The sequence below is a fragment of the bacterium SCSIO 12741 genome (assembly GCA_024398055.1).
Classification (GTDB): domain Bacteria; phylum Bacteroidota; class Bacteroidia; order Flavobacteriales_G; family Salibacteraceae; genus SCSIO-12741.
Map to the genome: position 1 here is coordinate 3,175,847 of CP073749.1, position 15,782 is coordinate 3,191,628.

Consider the following 15,782-nt stretch of genomic DNA (forward strand, 5'->3'; position numbering starts at 1 on the left):
GAGGTTTAATAGCTGTAGCCTTTCATTTTCTGAATCAAAAAGCTGACCCTTCTCCGAGAAACTGGCAAACGCTTTCCATTGCTCATTTTAAGCTCATTTCCGGCGTGCGAAAACTCCTTGATATGCTGGAGGTTAACGCAATAGGAACGATGAATGCGAATAAAATCGTCACCCAATACAGACTCAAAAGATCGAATGGTTTTGGCCAATACGATACTCGTTCCATCTTCCAGATGAAAGGTAGTGTAGTTGCTCGTTGCTGAAAGCAATACAATTTGCCGGATTTCAATCATGCTCAATTTGTTGAGATGAGGCAGGCAAATTTTTTCAGGAGCCTTTTTTTGAGCAACGGATTCTATCAAATGTTCCAATGCGTGCTGGTATTCGAATCGAATGTGTTTTCTCTGATCATAGAGTTCTTTGGTATGGCTCACGGTTTCCTTCAGTTCGTCGTGATCCACGGGTTTCATTAGATATCCTGTAGGGCCGGCTTTAATGGCTCTAAGGGCATATTCTTCATGGGCCGTGACGAATATGACAAACAAGTCCTTCAGGTTAATGGCATCCAGTAACTCGAAACCATTTTTTTGAGGCATCTGGATGTCCAGAAAAAGCACCTCAGGGCAATAGTCATCCCAAATTTCTACCGCTCGATCCACTGATTCAGCCACTTGAATTTCAGTAATTTCCGGGCAATTGTGTTTTAATAAAGAAGATAGATCGTTTCTGCAAAGCGTTTCGTCATCAACCAATAAGGCTCTCATAGATTCTGCTCGTAGTTAAGGTCTTAGTTCGTGAAATTAACCCATTTTTCGAAGTCCATGAAGTCTTCCGAAAGGATCCATCCTTTGGTGGGAAATTCTTAATCATGGATACTGTTTGAAGAGTAAACTTTCGAGTAAGGCTGTAGGAGGAATAACTCCTTTGGCGAATGGGGGTTGAGTTTAATGCCTCTGTTTTCTGAACCTGACAGATAATCAATGGACTTGCGGTTTCATTGGAAGTATTCGGACTTTTCGAAGGCCTATGAGCGGGTTGATGAATGGGGGTAAATGAAAAACAGGTTACAGGAGACTTTTTACCTGGGAGTAAATGCTCTCCTGCAACCTGATCCATAATGCCTTAGCAACTAATTAAAGGGTGTTATTTAACGATTTTGGTAAAGCTAAAGGTTCCGTCCGTATAGGTGAAACGAACGTAGTAGGTGCCATTTTCAAGGTCTCCGGTTTGCAGGTTTCCAGAGGGGTGACTATCTGAAACCACTACATGACCACCACTATTTAGTATTTCGACTTTGCTAATGTTTTCACTTTGCTCCCAACTGATGTGATCAAAGGTAGGGTTAGGGTGAACTGAAATTCCACGGAATGGATCATCGGGACAAGCTGGAACATAGAATTGAACCCGCTTATTCACACATACGCCGATCTTGTTGCCATCACTATCATATAGCGTGATGTCAAAGTTGGCCGATTGCCATCCCGGACTGCATACCGCCATATTAAAAGTCGGAACTGGACCAGTACCTGTAGAAACCGGAGAAGAGCAAGTGTGACAGTTGCCCAATGTACCTCCCGAGTTTACGGTGATGTTGGTAAATGCCGTAGAGAAGACCGGTGATCGATCCAATTGGGATTTACAGGGTTTGTGCAGGATTTCAAAGACATTATCCAGGTTTCCGTTGCAGCTATCAAAGCATACCGGGAAAAATTTAGGAACAACTTCAAATTCGAAACAACAATCGTAACATATAATCACGGTGTCGCAAACAATTTCGGCTTGATGTTCCTGGACAACTTCAAATCCTTTTTGGCCAAAAGAGGCTGTTGAGAATAGAAGGAAAAATAATAGAATGCTGATGGTACTTTTCATAGTTTGAGTTTTGTAGCAAGCTGAAATAGAGCCTGCTGAGGTTAAAAGATTGCGCTAATGCATTAAGGTGTTTATTCGTTGAATAGGATGATCGCCTGTTTTGATTGTCGATCATTCCCTTTCAGTCAGGGTTTCATCGATTCCCGGCAAACTTTGGAGTGGACAGCTTCATGGATGTAGGGGATTTGAAACAATCTCCATTTTAGATCCGGTGTCAGATCAATAGAAGTTGTTCTGGGCCCTAATGAGCTATCAATGGACGATTCAGTGGATGGGTAGAAGTCTACGGGAATGCTTGTTCATGTTCTCGCTGGGTGGGTGAATGAGCAAGAAAATAAAAATCGGGTACTGTTCTTCTTTGGGGCTCCTTCTCATAGTATAAGATTTACGTTTAGCTATTTTCCGTAGCAGTCGTCATAATCTGATAGGTCAAATATGATAGTAACCTGGAACCGAAAAAATACCCATCAAGAATGCGGTATTTTTAACTTTTAGTTTGGTAGTTCTGGTCGAGTAAGTGGGAAATTGGAAATGAGGGAATGCAATGCTCAATTCTCGGTTTTTTTTGAGCCACATTTATAGAGGGTAAAAACAACGAAGACCAATCCTACCTGAAAATTGGTCTTCGCAGAAATGAGTTAGGTGGTTTTCTGGCCATTCGCGAATGCGGGACAATCTAAGTCATCCACGTGCAAACATCCAAGACCGGGTTATTGAAGTTATTTCTTCTTTTTCTTAGGGAAATTGTCATCGATGTAGATGGCAGCTTCCTTTCCACATTTGGCAAAAGATTCATTAACCCGTTGATAGGTCGCATACCAATCCGAAGCATCAATCCAACCCGATCCCGAAGGAACTCCAGGACAGTTCGTTAAACGCATGCTGAAAAGCAGGTCTCCGGCTTCATTGTAGAACTCCACTCGGGCGGTTAGCAGTGCTTCACCCATGCGGCGTCCTTTTTTCCAACCCAATTCCAGTTTCTCAGGAATAACCCTTACTTCACCTTCCACTTGATCCATATAACTTTCAGTCGCAATCATAATTTGACGGCTACCGAGAAGGATCTTATTAAAGGATACGCTAAACTTCGTAGGGTAGGTTTTAGCCTTTTTGGCTTCGTATTGCTTTTCCCAGGATTCTGCTTTTTGCTCCGATTCTTTGGCTATTTCTTCCTCGATTTTGTACTTGTAATCCGATTCCGATCCTAAGGAAACTTTGCGCTCCGTTATCTGAAGATCAGCATAATCCACATTGAGTTCCCAGAACTTTATGGACATCATGTCTTCAATAGATCCAGACAAAACTTCAACGTCTTGAGCCTGCGATCCGAGGATGGTTAAAGAAAGTAGGAGAGTGAGAATTGTTTTCATGGTTCAATAGGGGTTAAAAAAAGCAGGCCGAAGCCTGCTTTCAAAATTCATGTTATGATTGCTAAGGCTTATTTGTAAGCACCTTTGGCTACCATTTTTCCAACAGCCAATCCAGTTTGACGGTAAGAAGCTGACAAACGATCGCTTGCTTTGTAACCAGCGCTACTGTATGCGCTTCCGCCACCTTGAACAGCCCCTTGAGCTTTGTCCACTTCCAATACCAACAGTACTTTGCCATCCGCATCTTTAAAGGTGATGGTAGTCGTAATCTTGGCAGGCTTAACACCACCAGTTGGCATACGCCATCCCATGTAAGACCAAGTTGTTAGTACTTCGATGGTTCCGTCACCCGTACCAGGCTCACAGGTTACACCAAATTTTTTCTGAAGGGACTTGTTCATCCCGGTACAATAGCTCTGTGGAAACAAGCTCTCTTTGCTTTCATTCCATTCCAGGTACCAAGCATCACCTGTACCAGCTTCCTTGTCGTTTTTCTCTTTTTTCTTTTCTTCAATCCATTCCGCTTCACTTCCGTGTTTGTCGGTTACCCATCCATCGTAGTTGAATACTACATTCCAGGATTTAATGGATTTGATGTCTTTCATCGAGCCTTCTTTAACGGCGATTTTCTGAGCGCTTACCGCACCTACGATAAGGGTTAAGGTAAAAAGTGCAATTAGTTTTTTCATCAATTATTGTTTTTGCGTGTGTTTATTGGGGGGTGCTAATTTAGTTTTTTTTCATGGGTTATAAAATGACGGAATCCCCCTAACAAAATGCGGGCCATTGAGAATTTTGAATTTTGATTCCCTTAGCTATTGGGTGAATTTTGAAGGACGATAATTTAAGATTTGAAATTGTCCCTTAACATTTAAGATTTACACCAGTTTATTCAGATAGCCTACTTAAATTTGCAGCCCAATAAAAATGACGATCGTATGGCTTTGAAATGTGGTATTGTAGGACTTCCAAATGTTGGAAAATCAACTTTGTTTAATTGTTTGTCCAGTGCGAAAGCACAATCGGCCAATTTCCCTTTCTGTACCATTGAGCCAAATGTAGGTGTCATCACCGTTCCTGATGAGCGGTTGACTAAGCTTTCTGAGCTGGTTAATCCTGAGAAAATTGTTCCTACTACCGTAGAAATCGTTGACATTGCCGGATTGGTTAAAGGAGCCAGCAAGGGAGAAGGATTGGGAAATCAATTCCTGGGAAATATTCGGGAATGTAACGCCATCATCCATGTGTTGCGTTGTTTTGAAGATGATAACATCGTTCACGTTGATGGTTCCGTAGATCCTATTCGCGACAAAGAAGTAATCGATCTGGAATTGCAACTTAAAGATCTCGAGACGGTAGACAAAGCCTTGGATAAAGCCCGTAAAATGGCTCGTACCGGTGACAAGGATGCCAAGAAAGTAGTGGAAGTTATCGAGGTGTATAAGTCTCATTTGGAATCCGGAAAGTCGGCTCGAAGTGTGCCTTTGGAAGATAAGCAGAAAGAACTGGCCGGCGATATGCAATTGCTTACCGATAAGCCCGTATTGTACGTATGCAATGTGGACGAAAGTTCTGCGGCCAATGGGAATGAATATACCCAACGTGTAGAAGAAATGGTGAAGGATGAGAATTGCCAGGTCCTTTATCTCTGCGCAGCCATTGAGTCCGATATTTCTGAATTGGACACTTACGACGAAAAGCAGATGTTTCTGGAAGAATTGGGCTTGGAAGAGCCAGGTGTAAATAAGCTGATTAAATCGGCTTACCAGTTACTCGACTTGGAAACCTACTTTACCGCTGGTGTCAAAGAAGTTCGTGCCTGGACTATCAATAGAGGCACAAAAGCTCCTCAAGCTGCCGCAGTAATCCATACCGATTTCGAAAAAGGATTTATCCGTGCCGAAGTGATCAAATACAACGATTTCGTTGAATTCGGTTCTGAATCGGGTTGTAGAGATGCCGGAAAGCTAAATGTGGAAGGAAAGGAATACGTTGTGGAAGATGGCGACGTGATGCATTTCCGTTTCAACGTGTAGGAGATTTTCAATCTTCAATCTGCGGTCATTAATCTTTAATCTGCAGTCATCAATCTTCAATTTTCAGTCATTACTCTTTACCTTAGAGTTTAGGTGGCTATTCGAATCTTATTCAAGGTGATTTTGAACCTCGATTTCCGTAGGTGAGGAATGGAATTCCTAAAAATTGAGAATTGAAAATTGAACGTTCATAATTCACTCCAATCGGTGTATAACACTGTGGAAAACAAAATGCCTTAATCCCTTATAGGCAGTGCTGTTTCTTCTAAATTTAGAGTTTCAACGACGGGTGCTTTTCGTACCTGGATTATTTTCTTTTATGGCTCAGGAAGTTCAATACAACGAAGACAACATACGATCCCTTGATTGGAAAGAACACATTCGAATGCGACCTGGAATGTACATCGGGAAAACCGGTGATGGTTCCGCTGCTGATGATGGGGTTTATATTCTGATCAAGGAGGTGTTGGACAACTCGATTGACGAGTTTGTCATGGGCAATGGAAAAAATATTGATGTTGCCATTAAAGACAATACCGTAAAGGTGCGGGATTATGGTCGTGGTATTCCGCTGGGTAAGGTGATCGATTGTGTGTCGAAGATCAATACCGGGGGTAAATACGACTCCAAGGCCTTTAAAAAGTCGGTGGGTTTGAATGGGGTCGGTACCAAAGCCGTAAATGCCCTATCAGACTATTTCAAGGTGGAATCCATTCGGGAGGGAAAAATCAAGAGTGCTGAATTTAACCGAGGTGAGTTGACAGAGGACCATAATATCCAAGACTCTTCCCTGCGCAGAGGTACTCGAATGACCTTCATTCCCGACAATTCCATTTTCAAAAACTACAAATTCAGACTGGAGTACGTTCGTAACCTGCTCTGGAACTATGCCTACCTCAACAGAGGCCTGAAGCTGCACATGAATGGAGAGGAGTTTTTCTCCGAAAACGGGCTTCTCGATTTATTGAATACAAAGCTTTCTGCAGATCCACTGTATCCTGTTATTCACCTGGTAGGCGAGGATATTGAAGTAGCTATTACTCACACCAATTCTTATGGTGAAGAATACTACACCTTCGTAAACGGGCAGTACACTACCCAGGGAGGTACCCACCAGGGGGCTTTCCGTGAAGCCTACGCCAAAGTGGTTCGCGAATTCTTTGGCAAGAATTACGAAGCGGTGGACATTCGCTCGGGGCTGGTTGTGGCCGTGAGTGTAAAAGTAATTGAGCCTGTATTTGAATCGCAAACGAAAACGAAATTAGGAAGTACCGAAATTGAGCCAGGTGGAAAGTCTATGCGGGCTTTTGTTTCTGATTTCATGTCCAGGGAACTGGATAATTTCTTCCACAAGAACCCAGCTGTGGTTGAGCCCCTGCAACGCAAAATCCTGCAAAGTGAGCGTGAGCGTAAGGACATGGCGGGAATTCGCAAATTGGCCCGAAAGCGCGCCAAAGAGGTTTCTCTGCACAACAAGAAGCTTCGGGATTGCAAGGTTCACCTGAACGATAAAAAAGATGATCCTCTCAAGCTCGAAACTACCTTGTTCATTACGGAGGGAGATTCGGCATCCGGATCCATTACCAAAGCGAGAAATGTAAAAACACAGGCCGTATTTAGCCTCAAGGGTAAGCCTCTTAATTCTTTTGGCCTCACCAAAAAGATTGTTTACCAAAACGAAGAGTTTAATCTTTTGCAGGCCGCTCTCAACATTGAAGAGGGCTTAGAAGGACTTCGCTACAACAACGTAGTTATCGCAACGGATGCGGATGTAGATGGTATGCATATTCGCCTGTTGATGATCACTTTCTTCCTCCAGTTTTTCCCAGATCTGGTAAAGGCCGGGCACTTGTATGTTTTGGAAACACCTCTGTTTCGGGTTAGAAACAAGCAGAAGACAATCTATTGCTATTCCGACGAGGAAAAAGAATTGGCCATTGCCGAGTTAAAAGGAAAACCCGAGATTACCCGATTTAAAGGTTTGGGAGAGATTTCGCCAGACGAGTTCAAAGGGTTTATTGGATCTGATGTAAGACTGGATCCTGTGATCATTGGTAACGATACCGGTATCCACCCCTTGTTAACTTTCTACATGGGCAAGAATACGCCCGACCGTCAGAAATTTATCATCGAAAACCTCAAAGTAGAAAAGGACCTGGTGGATGAAAAGTAAATGGGGGCTAATAGTGTTGATGCTCGCCTTGGTTTTGGGGAGTTGCAAAAACACCGAAGTGGCTCCAGAATCTAATCAGACGGCTACTTCTCAGGAAAAGGAGACTTCAACACCCAAGGAAATAGCACTTCCGAATGGGAGCTGGCAACTTGTGGCCGTTATGGATGCAGGAGAGTTGATGGATATTCCTTACTCCGAATGGAAAGTGAAATTGAATTTTCCTCCTGAAGGCCAAGGCAACGTTGGTATCAAATCACCTTGCAATTCGGGTGGTTGTGGCTACACAGCCAAATCGGGTAGTATTCAATTCAACACCAATTGTTTCTTCACGGAAATGTATTGTGAAGAAGAACAGCGAAATATCTGGCAGAATAAATTAGTCGCCTACCTCCATAAAATAACCTCCTATGAGTTTGCTGAGGATGGCAATTACCTCTACTTAAATGGTTTACAAACCCAATTAAAATTTGTTGCTGAAGAATGATCCGACCACTCATTGCTTTTATTCTATTCGTTTCTCTGTGTGCACCAACCCTGGCACAGCGTAAAATTTGGTTCGACCGAAATTGGGACCGTCTTCCTACATCTAAGGATGCGATGTACTATCGCCTTTGGGAAGGAGAAGAAGGGAATTACCTGATAAAAGATTACTACCGTTCCGGAGAACTTCAAATGGAGGGACGATCCAAAACCATTGAGCCTACGCACTTATTTGGTGAGGTAGTTTTCTACTTCAAAAACGGACAGATTGATGAGATAGGGGTATATGAAGAAGACAACCGAATTGGAGAGTGGATTTATTACTACGATCACGGTGGTGAATATGCCAAAGGAGAATTTTTGGAAGGTAACAAGACTGGCGTTTGGGAATACTACAACGATTCTGGAGCGGTAGAAAGTAAGGGTGAGTTTTTAGAGGGCAAGTCCCAGGGTATTTGGACCTACTTTTATGACAATGGCCAGATCGAATCCTCGGGGCTTTTGAAAAGGGTGAGCTTATCGGAGATTGGAAAACCTACTACGAAAGTGGTGCTCTTAAATCAGAATACAGTTGCGAAAAAGATGCCTATCATGGACCTTTTACCGGTTATTTTGAAGATGGGACCAAACGCCTTCTTGCTCAGTTTGAAGAGTCCAACCGAAATGGTGAGTGGGTGCTGCACTTTGAAAATGGGAAAGTGAAGTTATCGGGAGCCTATGATGAAGGTGACCGGACCGGAATCTGGACTCAAAACTATTCGGATGGGCAAACTGCATTTACCTTGAATTACAAAAAGGGTGCAGCAGATGGATTGCAGATTTGGTACCACCCGAATGGCCAAAAGGCAGCTGAGGTGCAATACAAGAAAGGCGAGCAAAAGGATTACAGCCTCTGGGACGAAACTGGGCAATCGCTGAATAAGGAATTACTCGAAAAGCCAAAATTGAAATCGGCGGACGAATTGTGGGAATGGGTATCCCAAAACACAGAAGAAGGATTTACTGCCGTGGATGATTATTCTGGTTATTCCATTCATATTTCACCTCAAGGAAAGGTAGATAGCGTTGTGATTCTGGATAGCAGTGATGTAAAAACCGATCAAGCGATTAAGAACGCTTTGCTCGAAACTGAATGGGAGCCGGGCTTTAGTTTTGGAATGAACGCGCCGTCAGTGGTGAAGGTTAAGTTTTACATCCGCTCCGCTCGGGTAGTTTCCGAATTGCAAGTCATGTATTCCATAAGCCATGATACCTACGGTACATTCAAACTCTATCCCGATTTGAAGAATGGGAAATCTCAACCCAAGTTGTATACGATTGTGGAAGAGATGCCTTATTTTCCTGGGGGAAATCAAGCTATGTTTGAGTGGTTGGGCAGCAATACCCGCTACCCTGAAAAGGCCCGCAAAAATGGCGATCAGGGAACCGTTTATGTCACCTTTGTAGTGGACCAGGATGGAATGGTGGTGGATGCCCGAATCCTGAAAGGGGTGAGCAAAGCATTGGATAAGGAAGCTCTAAGAGTGGTTAACAATATGCCTGCCTGGACTCCAGGTAGACAAAGGGGAAAGGCAGTAAAGGTACAATTCAACCTTCCCATTCGATTTTATTTAAGAGAAAAAAACTGACCGGGTAGATAATAGAACTATGGCAGATATAGTGGACGAAAACGGCGAAGAAAGAGACGAAGAATTCGAATCTTCTGGTGACATGAGCCTCGAGGAAGGCAACGTGATTCATGTATCAGGAATGTATGAGGATTGGTTTCTGGATTATGCATCCTATGTAATTCTGGAACGTGCCGTGCCTCACGTAAATGACGGTCTTAAGCCCGTACAACGGCGACTCTTACACTCATTGAAGGAGTTGGATGATGGCCGTTTCAACAAGGTGGCCAACGTGGTGGGGAATACCATGAAATATCACCCGCACGGAGATGCTTCCATTGCAGATGCATTGGTATCGCTTGGCCAAAAGGATTTGCTTATCGATACCCAGGGTAACTGGGGAAACATACTTACTGGAGACCGGGCAGCTGCTCCTCGATACATTGAAGCCCGACTGTCCAAATTTGCCAACGATGTAGTTTTTAATCCAAAAACCACCGAATGGCAGCTTTCTTATGATGGTAGAAACAAAGAACCAGTTACGCTGCCTGTTAAGTTTCCATTGCTTCTGGCTCAGGGGGTAGAAGGTATTGCTGTAGGTCTTTCGTGTAAAATTCTTCCACATAACTTCATTGAACTGATCGACGCATCCATCAAGGTGCTGCAAGGAAAGAGCCCTAAAATCTATCCTGACTTCCCTAGTGGAGGTATGGCCGATTTTGCCAATTACAACCAAGGTGAACGAGGTGGGAAAGTACGGGTTCGTGCCCGGATCAACGCCTTGGATAAAAAGACCTTGGTGATCAATGAATTGCCCTACGCCACCACGACCACCTCACTGATCGATTCGATTTTGAAGGCCAATGATAAAGGCAAGATCAAAATCAAGAAGATTGAGGATAACACGGCTGAATTTGTGGAGATTTTGATTCACCTGGCTCCAGGTGTTTCTCCTGATAAAACAATTGATGCGTTATACGCTTTTACGGATTGTGAAAGTTCCATTTCGCCCAATGCTGTTATCATTGAGAATGATAAACCACGATTTGTTTCGGTTACCGAGATTCTAAAAGTCAATACGGAATACACCAAGGATCTATTACAATTAGAACTTGAAATTCGGAAAGGCGAACTTCAGGAACAATGGCACTTTGCCAGCCTTGAGCGTATTTTCATCGAGCAAAAGATCTACATCAAATTCGACGGACTGACTTATGATGAGGCCATTGTGGTAACCCACAAAGAATTGAAACCGCATATAAAGCACCTTAAGCGGGAAGTAACCGATGAGGATGTGAAGAGGTTGTTGGAAATCCGGATGCGTCGTATCACTAAACACGATAGCGATAAGGCCGATGAGATTATCCTCAACCTGGAAGAGCAGCTAAAAGAAGTTCAACATCACCTGGATCACTTGGTGGAGTTTGCGATTAACTACTTCAAAGAGCTCAAAAGAAAACACAGCGAAGGCCGCGAAAGAAAAACCGAGATTAAGAGTTTCGAAACCATTGAGCGTGCCAAGGTAGCCGTAGCCAACGTGAAGCTTTACGTGAACCTAAAAGAAGGATTTGCCGGAACTGCTTTAAAACGGACCGAATCTGAATACGTATGCGATTGTTCGGACATTGACGACATCATCGTTATTCGAAAAGATGGCAAAATGATGGTTTCCCGAATTGCAGACAAGGCCTTCTTTGGAAAGGACATTCTACATATTCAGGTTTGGAAAAAAGGGGATCAGCGTACCACGTATAACTTGATCTATTTTGATGGTAAATCGAAGTATTCTTACGTGAAGCGCTTCAATGTTACCTCCATTACCCGGGATAAAGAATACGATTTGGCGGGCGGTGATAAAGCGTCCAAAATTCTTTACCTGACGGCCAATCCGAATGGAGAGGCAGAATCGATTAAGGTATTGCTGAAGCCTCGTCCCAATGTTAAAAAATTGCGCTTCGATTTTGATTTTGCAGAACTGGCTATCAAGGGTAGGGGAGCTAAAGGAAATATTCTGACCAAGCACCTCGTGCACAAAATTGAGCTTAAGGAAGCTGGGATTTCAACCCTAAGTGCCCGCAAAATTTGGTGGGACGATACCGTTTCTCGCTTGAATTCTGACGGTAGAGGAAAGCTCTTGGGCGAATTTAAGCCGGAAGACAAGATTCTGTCTGTTATGGATTCGGGGCATTATAAGTTATCTCCGCAGTCTTTGTCCACCCACTTTGATGATGACATGATGCTCATCGAGAAGTATGAGCCCAATCGGGTTTACTCACTCATCTATTACGATGGTGAAAAGGAACAGTATTATGTCAAGCGATTTAACCTGGAGGATACGGACAAAAAGACCTTGTTGATTTCTGAACATGAGGACTCTCGAATGGAGTATTTCTCTTCTAAACTGGGAGCTAAGGTCAAGGTAGAGTTTGACAAACGAAGCAGTACCAAAGAAGACGAAGAAGTGGTGTTGCATGAGTTTATCAGCGTTAAAGGCCAGAAAGCTCAAGGTAACCGTTTGACTACCCAAAAGGTAAAGGCGATTGTAGGTTTAGATCCAATAGAAATGGAAGAAGACCTGGGAGAGCAGCCAGCTGATGAAGAGGTACCTGATAATCCAGAGAATCCGGAAGTGCAAGACAATGCGGCTAAACCTGAATCAGAAGAGGAAAAAGCCCCTTCTTTAAAAAACTCAGTGGCGGAAGTAACTCCGGTTAAACCTAAAGCTCCTGCTAAACCTAAGGTGGTGAAGGAGACTCCAAAGGCAGTACCTAAACCTGCAGCGCCAAAGGCAGAAGCGCCGAAAGTAGCACCTCCGAAAGAAGAGCCTAAGGCGGCAGAACCCAAAAAAGTGGCGCCCAAGAAGGAAGTACCTAAGAAGGCAGTTCCGAAGCCCGAAGCTCCAAAAAAAGAAGCCCCTAAGGTGAAGGCAACACCGAAGCCTACACCGAAAGAGGAAGAGCCACCGGTGGTGGAAGCCAAGGAGCCTGAGTCTGCACCGGAATCGAAAGGTGATGATGACGATCAAGGAATTCCACCCGAAGGCCCTGTCCAAATTACCTTGGATTTCTGATCCTTTATGTGGGCTGGGTGTAGGTTTGATTGGAATGGATGTGCCGTGCCCAATGCTCGATCGGTTTCAAGAAACGTTATGCTTAGATCCTTTGTAGCTGTTCTAATTGGACTTGGTCTTTTCGGTTGTCAATCGAATAGTCCGAATTTGGATCCCTACGAACAGGTTATTCAGATGCCTGATTCACTATATAGGAACTGGTTATCTGCTCAATTGGATGCGGAAATGATTTGGGAAACGCCCAATCAGAAGCAAGCGTCAAAGGCTTATTTGGAAGATTTGGCCATATTACGCCGATCATTGGATGAGGCTCAGACAGGAATGTATCGATTTTGTACACCGGCTCAAATAGATTCCCTCTTTTTAAAGGCTCGAAAAGACCTCCAGGATTCAGCCAGTTACCTCGAATTTTTCAACGCAGTGGCGCCGGTCTTCGCTTTGATGGGAAACTCGCATTCAGGAGTTGGGCACAGCAAGGCTTACAAGGCCTTCCGAAAAGAACAATTGAAGTTTATCCCGCTCAAGTTTGTAGTGAGCAACGAGAGGTTGTATGTTCGATCCAACCTTTCTGCTGACACTTTGATTCAGCCCGGATTTGAGGTATTGGAGATTAATGGTCAATCCTTTTCCGAATTGGCGAATCAAATGAAGGAGTCCATCACGTCGGATGGTAAGAACCAATCGTTGAAGTGGCAGATCATTCAAGATTATTTTCCCCATGCTTATTCCAATTTTATTGGGCAGCCAGAGGTATTTGATATCCTATGTCAGAATTCTCAGGGGGAAAAGATGACTCTGAAATTACCTGCCATGCCTAAACCTTATCTGGATTCGGTAGCGAAACTTCAGCCCGGAATAGACCGTCCCTTTGTCTCATTCAATTACGACTGGATAGATTCATTGAACACATCCATACTAACGATTGGTTCATTCAACAAAAAGGTTCTTACCTATACCGGTGTACGTTTTGAGGAACAGCTAAGGAGCACATTTTCCATTATTAAGAATAAAGGGCATCAAAAGCTCATCTTGGATCTAAGAGATAATTCAGGAGGTTGGACCGGCTATGGTCGGTATTTAGTTTCCTATTTGGTGAACCAACCAATCGACTACATTGATGCCGTTTATGTGAAGAAAAAGGAAGATTTTGCATTTGAAGCCTTGATTCAAAATCCGGCGGGAATAGAGGATACGATGAATTTTGTTGCTCAGTCGGGTGGTCTTTTGCGATGGGAGAATTACCCGAATCAAAAAATCAGTGAAGTGGCTGAAAATCATTTTGAAGGGCAATTGGTGGTATTGACCAATGGGTCCACCATGTCATGTGCTGGAGTTGTTTCGGCTTTGCTTAAGGAAAATACACAGGCTCTTTTCATTGGAGAAGAAAGTGGTGTGGCCGCTCAAGGTACCGATGGTATAACCCTGTCTATGCGTCTGCCTCATTCGCAATTGGGAGTCACCCTTTCATTGGGAATGTACGTGTTGGCCACTCAAAGCGAAAGTCCTGATCGTGGAGTATTTCCCGACGTTTTTATTCAGGCACGTCCCGAAGAATTATTTTTGGGTAATGATCCGGTATTGGAGTTCGCTCTTACCGAATTGAAATAAACCAAAGAAATGCCTACCCATTTGCGGCTCATGTTGTTTTTGAGTTTGACTCTTCTCTGTTTTCAAGGAAGGGGGCAGGATACTATTTCCTTGTATTTTGAAATTGGAGATGCAAAGCTTCGGATAGCCGAAAAACAGAAAATTGACCAGCTCTCCAAGCACTACGATTTGGAAAACCTGGATTCAGTGACTTTCATCGGGCGCACGGATACCACTGGTCGGATTACTGAAAATCTTAAGTTATCCCACAATCGGGCTGTAGCCGTAAAGCGCTATTTGAATCATCGCTGGGAGGTGAGTGTCCCACAGTCCATTCAAGCCATTGGTGAGGAAAGTGGATCTACGCCGAAGGAATCGAGACGGGTAGATATGGTTCTTCATTTCCCCAACCTAGAGGAAGAATTGCCAGATCCTTCCGGGGACTTTTGTTACCGAATCGATTACAAGACCCTTCGAAACACGAATGTTTCCTATTCAAAAGGCAAACGACGCGCTACCGTTTCATTGGAGATAGAGTCAAATGATTGGATGGATACCGTTACTCATTATACCGGTCAACGATTGCCAGATGGGGGATGGAAGGTTCGCAAGGTCAGGTGGAAGAGGCGAGTAACTGGATCGGGGAAATGGTCGAAAATGCGCATGGTAGCCACCTTGCCACAGGCATATTATGATTCTTCCAAATTGCTCATCCGCAACCTGCCTCCATGTGATAGTTGTGCTCTAACGAAGGATAAGAACCCGCCTTTAAAGACCTGCGATGAAATCGATCGTTTTTTGATGAGGAATCTACAGTTCAAAAAGAGGTGGTTCAAACCAGAATATCAAGTTCGAGCTCCGGCTCTATACATCGATGAAAATGCGGTTTACCGGCGAAGCATGGGTGGAAGTATCATCCATTGGAAGCCGGTAAAAAAAGGAAAGTACTTCAAAACAACTTTACCAGGAAATCGCTATTTCCTGTCCAATATTTTGAAGGAACAGAAAGTTTGCCAGTTTGATACCTGTGGCAATCCCAATAGCAAAATCGTAAAGTGCAGGCGGCTTAGAACCCCAGCCAGGGCATTTGGTTTTGAATTGGAGGGTGGTTATTCTTGGCTGCCCGATCAGCCGAGTCCCTTTGTTGGAGTTAACTTTAATTTTCGTGGGCCAAGAAATTATAGTCGCTGGTTATTTGGCCTGGATAACCAGGAGCGGATGTATTCTTCCTGGCAAACTCAGTTTACCCTTCTATGGATCGATTTTAGCCGGCAGAATTTAGCCTGGCAAGGTCCGCAGTCAGGAAACCTGAATTATTCGGTAATTCGATTGTATGCAGGAACGGAAGTTAGAGCCGGATTGCCCTTAGATGACCGCCTCGATTTTGTAGAGCAGAATGTTCATCTTGGGTTTGCAGTTCAAGCCGATCGATTGGATGCCTGGTTTGTTCAATGGTACCTTCAAGGTGGAATGGCTTATGAGTACTCGGATTACTTTAGTCAAAAGGTATACCCCATATTGCAATTGGGGATGAACTTTAAATTGGTTCGGTTCAAGCCAAAGCCTCTGAGGTAGGGGATATGTCGC

The 15,782-nt window shown here is 43.8% G+C and carries 12 protein-coding genes; 8 read left to right on the forward strand and 4 right to left on the reverse strand.

Translation table 11 applies throughout. The annotated features are described in order from the left end of the window. Window positions 1-5: 5 nt before the first annotated feature. From KFE98_13520 to KFE98_13535, 4 genes are all read right to left on the reverse strand, one after another. The gene (locus tag KFE98_13520; GenBank protein ID UTW61033.1) at window positions 6-764 is read right to left on the reverse strand and encodes a response regulator transcription factor; all 759 of its coding nucleotides are present in this window, start codon (window positions 762-764) and stop codon (window positions 6-8) included. A gap of 379 nt (window positions 765-1,143) precedes the next feature. Then, a complete protein-coding gene (locus KFE98_13525) occupies window positions 1,144-1,872 on the reverse strand; it encodes a T9SS type A sorting domain-containing protein (GenBank protein ID UTW61034.1) in 729 nt (242 codons plus the stop codon). Window positions 1,873-2,591: 719 nt separating this feature from the next. Further along, window positions 2,592-3,242 carry a hypothetical protein gene (locus KFE98_13530; GenBank protein ID UTW61035.1) on the reverse strand — a complete coding sequence of 217 codons (651 nt, stop codon included), beginning with the start codon at window positions 3,240-3,242 and terminating at the stop codon, window positions 2,592-2,594. A gap of 68 nt (window positions 3,243-3,310) precedes the next feature. Beyond that, the gene (locus KFE98_13535; GenBank protein UTW61036.1) at window positions 3,311-3,931 is read right to left on the reverse strand and encodes a hypothetical protein; all 621 of its coding nucleotides are present in this window, start codon (window positions 3,929-3,931) and stop codon (window positions 3,311-3,313) included. Window positions 3,932-4,180: 249 nt separating this feature from the next. Between KFE98_13535 and ychF the strand changes: the two genes are divergently transcribed. The 8 genes from ychF to KFE98_13575 all read left to right on the forward strand — a co-directional run bounded on the left by ychF (window position 4,181) and on the right by KFE98_13575 (window position 15,770). Further along, window positions 4,181-5,278 (forward strand): redox-regulated ATPase YchF, encoded by a 1,098-nt coding sequence (gene ychF, locus KFE98_13540; GenBank protein ID UTW61037.1) that lies wholly within the window; start codon window positions 4,181-4,183, stop codon window positions 5,276-5,278. 319 nt (window positions 5,279-5,597) lie between these two features. Next, window positions 5,598-7,451 carry a type IIA DNA topoisomerase subunit B gene (locus KFE98_13545; GenBank protein UTW61038.1) on the forward strand — a complete coding sequence of 618 codons (1,854 nt, stop codon included), beginning with the start codon at window positions 5,598-5,600 and terminating at the stop codon, window positions 7,449-7,451. After that, window positions 7,441-7,935 (forward strand): META domain-containing protein, encoded by a 495-nt coding sequence (locus KFE98_13550; protein UTW61039.1) that lies wholly within the window; start codon window positions 7,441-7,443, stop codon window positions 7,933-7,935. Before KFE98_13545 ends, KFE98_13550 begins: the two co-directional genes overlap by 11 nt. Next, window positions 7,932-8,633: a hypothetical protein gene (locus tag KFE98_13555; GenBank protein UTW61040.1), complete on the forward strand. Its 702-nt coding sequence runs from the start codon at window positions 7,932-7,934 to the stop codon at window positions 8,631-8,633. The genes KFE98_13550 and KFE98_13555 overlap by 4 nt, the downstream gene beginning before the upstream one ends. Continuing rightward, a complete protein-coding gene (locus KFE98_13560; GenBank protein UTW61041.1) occupies window positions 8,630-9,559 on the forward strand; it encodes a TonB family protein in 930 nt (309 codons plus the stop codon). Before KFE98_13555 ends, KFE98_13560 begins: the two co-directional genes overlap by 4 nt. Window positions 9,560-9,578: 19 nt before the next feature. Then, on the forward strand, window positions 9,579-12,608 hold the full coding sequence (locus KFE98_13565; GenBank protein ID UTW61042.1) for a DNA gyrase/topoisomerase IV subunit A: 3,030 nt from the start codon (window positions 9,579-9,581) through the stop codon (window positions 12,606-12,608). A 78-nt stretch (window positions 12,609-12,686) separates the two neighbouring features. Next, window positions 12,687-14,216 (forward strand): hypothetical protein, encoded by a 1,530-nt coding sequence (locus KFE98_13570; GenBank protein ID UTW61043.1) that lies wholly within the window; start codon window positions 12,687-12,689, stop codon window positions 14,214-14,216. A 9-nt stretch (window positions 14,217-14,225) separates the two neighbouring features. After that, window positions 14,226-15,770 carry an OmpA family protein gene (locus KFE98_13575; protein UTW61044.1) on the forward strand — a complete coding sequence of 515 codons (1,545 nt, stop codon included), beginning with the start codon at window positions 14,226-14,228 and terminating at the stop codon, window positions 15,768-15,770. Window positions 15,771-15,782: the final 12 nt, after the last annotated feature.